Below are 722 nucleotides of genomic sequence, written 5' to 3'. Positions count from 1 at the left end.
GGGGATCGTCGGGCAGCTCGCGCCCGCGGTGGCGCTCGCCGCCGGCCCCGGCACGGCCCGCACGGGCGGCTGCTTCGGCGGGTCGGCCGTGCTGGCCGCCGAGCTGGTCGAGGCGCACGTGCGCGGCGCGCAGGGCAGCGACCCGGACCGGATCGACGCCCGGCACGTGGCCGCGGCGGCGACCGGCTTCGGCGGCCTGGGGGGCTCGCCCGACACCTCGGCGATGACCGAGCTGGACCGGCGCACCCTGCGCGCGGAGGTGCTGGTCCCGGCCGAGGCGGCGGTCCGCGCCGGGGTGGCGATGGTGGTGCCGACCCACGGCGGCAACGACGGGCTGCCCGCCCACGTCGACAACGCGCTGCTGCGCACGCTCCTGCGCGACGAGTGGGAGTTCGACGGGCCGGTGCTGGCCGCACCCGGGGCGGTCGCCGCGCTGGTGCACCGCCACCGGGTCGCCGAGGACCTGGACGCGGCCAGGGCGATGGTCTGGGAGTCCGGGGTGGACGCCTCGCTGATCGCCACCCACCCCGACGTGCGCGGGGAGCGGATCGCCGGGATGGTCCGGCGCGGCTCGCTGCCGGAGTGGCTGGTCGACGAGGCGGTGGCCGCGCTGCTGCGGCTCAAGTGGAAGCTCGGGCTGTGGGCGCGGCCGCTGCCCCCCGAGCGGCCCGAGCCCGCCGAGCCCGCCGGGCGGCCCGCGGACGCCCGGGGCAGCCGGGCCG

At 80.3% G+C, this 722-nt stretch carries 1 protein-coding gene; it reads left to right on the top strand.

The genetic code is table 11. From position 1 onward, the window contains the following. On the top strand, positions 1-722 hold a 722-nt coding region (locus tag KIK08_RS39310), incomplete at both ends, for a glycoside hydrolase family 3 N-terminal domain-containing protein (RefSeq protein ID WP_305849637.1).

It is taken from the genome of Pseudonocardia lacus (assembly GCF_018531445.1).
Classification (GTDB): domain Bacteria; phylum Actinomycetota; class Actinomycetes; order Mycobacteriales; family Pseudonocardiaceae; genus Pseudonocardia; species Pseudonocardia lacus.
The sequence above is the reverse complement of the archived record's forward strand: the minus strand, read 5'-3'. Positions and strand labels throughout refer to the sequence as shown.